Source organism: uncultured Mailhella sp. (assembly GCF_944324615.1).
Classification (GTDB): Bacteria; Desulfobacterota; Desulfovibrionia; order Desulfovibrionales; family Desulfovibrionaceae; genus Mailhella.
Map to the genome: position 1 here is coordinate 1 of NZ_CALUWY010000111.1, position 3,872 is coordinate 3,872.

Sequence of the window (3,872 nt, forward strand, 5' to 3'; positions counted from 1 at the left end):
CGCCCCGCACCCCGGAAAGGCACCGGGGCTCCGCCCCAGACCCCGCCGGGGGGAATGATTCCCCCCGGGCCCCCTCAGTTTGCAGGGCGAAAGCGTGGGGGAATGCAAAGGCCCTCCGTCGACTCGCTGCTGTTTTGGGGTGCTCCGGAAGCGAGAGGGGTATGCCCCTTGCCGTCTGTGGGCCGGGAGGGCAGGCGGAACGCGGAAAGTTCTGGAAAACGGCGCGGGGCTGCCCTCTCAGTGTGAGCGTGTCCTGCCGGACCCGCTCACGCAGGCCGACTCCGTCCCGGCCTGCGCCGGGCCGTCGTGTCAAAGGAAAGGATTTCAAGATAAGGGGGGCGTTGTACGTCGACCTTTGCTTTATCCGGTTCCCGCCTTTGGAAAAGTATGTCTCAAAGCCGGGACAGGCCCCTGTGTGCCCATAATGAAGCTTTGTTCAACGCTTCATACTGATTCTGTTTGCGAAGGAAAGTCGTGTATCAACGCTCCGGGGCCCCCGGCCGGCCGTCGTATCAAAGGAAAGGATTTCAAGATAAGGGGGCGTTGTACGTCGGTCTCTGCCTTATCCGGCTCCCGTCTTTGGAAAAAGTATGTCCCAACGCCGGGACAGATCTTTGTTGGTGAAGTACGGCCTTGTATCAATCACCCATGAATGAGCGAGGGCGTTGACCGGTCCCGGTCGACGCCCTCGCATGACATGGGGTTCCCCTTAACGTTTTGGGAAGGAGAAAGGGGGGAGCAGGGGAAGGGGGAGAACCCTTTTTCAAAAGGGTTTCCTCCTTCCCCCCGCATCAGACCCATTCTTTCACGTTCTTTCCTACTCCATGGCGGAATCGAGGATGAAGGAGCGGGAATCCACGCGTTTTCTGGCCATGCCGTTATCGATGAGGAAGGTCATATCTTCATCGAGGCTTTTGATATCGGCCTCATTGAGGCGTTTGTTGTAATGGGACCAGGCGTAGAGGCGTTCGGCGTCGGCTTCGGAGATATTCTGTTCCTTGGCGCCGAGGGCAATGGCTTCCTTATGGTTGGCCATGACCCAGTCATAGGCTTCATCCTGGGCGGCGACCACGAGTTTCACGAGTTCCGGCTTTTCTTCGATGAACTTTTTACTGGCGCACATGGCGAGTTTGGGGGTGACGAGTCCCGTGGCGGTGGCAATGATGGGTTTGCCCGCCTGTTCGGCCTTGACCAGCGCGCCCGCGGCGATGAGGGCCGCGTCCACCTTGCCGGACATGAGCGCCGCAAAGCTCTGGGGAATGCCCATCTGCACGAATTTCACGTCATTGATGCTCATGCCTTCCCTGGCAAGGCCGGCCACGAGCAGCTGATGCAGTACCGTACCCTTGGGCCCGGCAACGGTTTTGCCCTTCAGGTCCTTGAAGGTTTTCGCGCCGTTTTCCTGGCCCACCAGCCCGAACACGTCCGTGGGGCGGGAGGAACCGGCAACAATGATGACCGGGTTGCCTTCGGCATTGGCCATCTGCACCGAGGTGGTGTTCAGCACGCCGCCCACGTCCAGCGAGCCCGAGGCCATGGCCGTGGCCTGCTGCGCGCCGGAGTCGATGTCGTGCCACTTCACGGCAATGCCCATGGGTTCCAGCTTCTTTTCCAGAATCTTGTGATCCTTCATCACCATCATGGGCAGATTGAAGGGCGATTTCACATAGCTGATGTTCAGCACGCCTTCCTCGGCAGAGGCGGGCGCGGCAAAAAGGGACAGGGCAAGGGCCAGCATGAGGGTACGGGGCATCTTCATAATAATTACTCCTTAGTATTCAGATGCGTAAGAATGTTTCGGCGGATGAAGTCCCGCCGTTCGGGGCCGGATTCCTGGGAAAGATCAAAGGTTTCGCGGATTTCTCCCCCTGCCATGACGAGAATGCGGTTCGCCGTGCGCAGGGCTTCCTCCATGTCGTGGGTGACGAGCAGGCAGAGTGAATGCTCCATGAGCCGCCTGAGCATGCGCTGCAGCTTTTCCCGCGTGATGGCGTCCAGCGAGGCAAAGGGTTCGTCCATGAGCAGAATGCGCGGGGAACGCAGAAGCGCCCTTGCCACCCCCACGCGCTGGGCCATGCCCCCGGAAAGCTCTCTCGGCATGGAACGGCACAGCGCCGGGGAAAGTTCCACCATGGCAAGCGCCTTTTCTATGCGCTCCGCAGCATCCGGGCAGCGGCGCGGCAGCGCAAGGCGCAGGTTTTCCCCTGTGGTGAGCCACGGCAGAAGCCGCGGATCCTGAAAGACCATGGCGCATTCTGCGGCAGGTACAAGCACCTGTCCCCGGTCGGCCCGCTCCAGCCCGGCGGCCACGCGCAGCAGCGTGGATTTGCCGCAGCCCGAAGAACCCAGAAGGCAGGTAATGCCTTCCCCTGCAAGCGAAACCGTCGCGCCGCGCAGAACTTCGTGCTCGCCGAAGCGCTTGTGTATGCCTTGTATGAGCGGCAGTTCGTGCGGCATGTTCATGCGCCAAGCTCGGGAAAACGCCGCGACAGCAGCGCGGAAACAAGAAAGGAAAAGGCCGCGTCGAACAGCCAGCCCAGAACGCCGATGACCAGTATCCCCACAATCACTTCATCGGCACGCTGCATCTGCTCCGCATCCATGATCATGTACCCCAGCCCGCTGCTTGCCGCAATCAGCTCCGCCGCAATCAGCGCCCGCCAGCTGTACCCGAAGCTCAGCCGCAGCCCCGTGACAAGGGAAGGAATGGCCGCCGGAATCAGAAAAAACAGCACCATGCGTACCCGCGACAGCGCAAGACTCGCCGCCAGCTCCCGGAACGGCGCTTCCAGGCGGTTCAGTCCCGCCCGCGTGTTCAGATACACCGGAAAAAACGAGGCCAGAACAATAACCGCAATCTGCGTGGCGTCCCCTATGCCCAGCCACAGGATCAGAAGCGGTGTCAGCGCCAGCGGAGGCGTCATCCGCAGAAACGACAGGCTCCCCTGAAGGCATTCATCAAGCACCTTCCACCGGGAAAGCGCCGCCGCCGTCGCCAGCGCCAGAACCACGCTCAGCCCGAACCCCGCCGCAATCCGTGAAAGCGATGCCCCGATGTGCGAAAAAAGAACTCCGCTTCCCGCCATCGCCACGCCCGTTGCCAGTACCTGCGAGGGCGACGGCAATAAGTACGGCGATACCATGCCCCATGTCGTCGTAACCTGCCACAGACACAGCAGCATGAACGGAAATATCAGACTCTTCACCATACGCATGCGCCGGATTCTAGGCCCGGATCGCCCCGCTGTCCATACTGTGAAAAAAAGACTTTTGCGCTTCATCCCCCCAACCAGTCGCAGGAAAAGAAAGAAAAGGCAGGAAGAGAGGAAGAGAGGAAAGGCACGCGGGGCCCGCCCCGCATCCCGGAAAAGGCACCGGGGCTCCGCCCCAGTCCCCGCCGGGGGGAATGATTCCCCCCCGGACCCCCTCAGTTTGCGTAAGGATAACAGTGTAGCAACGCTCTGGGGCCCCCGGTCAGCCTTCAGGCGGCCGGGCCGGTGGATGCAAGCAGGCGGAATTCACTTCCGCCGTTAAGCGCAGCAGCCACCGTACAAGCCCCGCCCCCTGTACAGTGTGTCCGGAGCAGACGAGCGTTTGTGTGCCGGAGACGGCCGCAAGGTCATCCCCCCGGACCCCCTCAGCTGGCAGGGCAGGGGCTTTCCCGGCGCAAAGGCTTTCCTTCGACTCGCTGCTGCTTCGGGAGACTCTTCGGGCGTGGAAGCGAATGCCCTCCGTGGACTGTGGGCCGGGAGGGCAGGCAGAGCGCGGAAGGTTCCGGAAGGCGGCGTGTGGGCCGCCACCTCAGTGTGAGCGTGTCCTGCCGGACCCGCTCACGCAGGCCGACTCCGTCCCGGCCTGCGCCGGGCCGTCGT

The 3,872-nt window shown here is 61.9% G+C and carries 3 protein-coding genes; all 3 read right to left on the minus strand.

Annotated elements, in window-relative coordinates; genetic code table 11:
• Positions 1-817: 817 nt before the first annotated feature.
• From Q0K07_RS12920 to Q0K07_RS12930, 3 genes are read right to left on the minus strand one after another with little or no spacing between them, the layout of a single operon-like run.
• Complete coding sequence (locus Q0K07_RS12920; protein ID WP_294559770.1) at positions 818-1,759, minus strand: ABC transporter substrate-binding protein; 942 nt, start codon at positions 1,757-1,759, stop codon at positions 818-820.
• 5 nt (positions 1,760-1,764) lie between these two features.
• Positions 1,765-2,463, minus strand: coding sequence for an ABC transporter ATP-binding protein (locus tag Q0K07_RS12925; protein ID WP_294559771.1), 699 nt, complete (start codon positions 2,461-2,463; stop codon positions 1,765-1,767).
• Positions 2,460-3,209 carry an ABC transporter permease gene (locus tag Q0K07_RS12930; RefSeq protein WP_294559772.1) on the minus strand — a complete coding sequence of 250 codons (750 nt, stop codon included), beginning with the start codon at positions 3,207-3,209 and terminating at the stop codon, positions 2,460-2,462. The genes Q0K07_RS12925 and Q0K07_RS12930 overlap by 4 nt, the downstream gene beginning before the upstream one ends.
• Between the last annotated feature and the right edge of the window lie 663 nt (positions 3,210-3,872).

What these genes read in the sequence shown, in the direction of transcription:
- Q0K07_RS12920 (WP_294559770.1), bottom strand. Translation starts at nt 1,759, where the DNA reads ATGAAGATGCCCCGTACCCTCATGCTGGCCCTTGCCCTGTCCCTTTTT.
- Q0K07_RS12925 (WP_294559771.1), bottom strand. Translation starts at nt 2,463, where the DNA reads ATGAACATGCCGCACGAACTGCCGCTCATACAAGGCATACACAAGCGC.
- Q0K07_RS12930 (WP_294559772.1), bottom strand. Translation starts at nt 3,209, where the DNA reads ATGGTGAAGAGTCTGATATTTCCGTTCATGCTGCTGTGTCTGTGGCAG.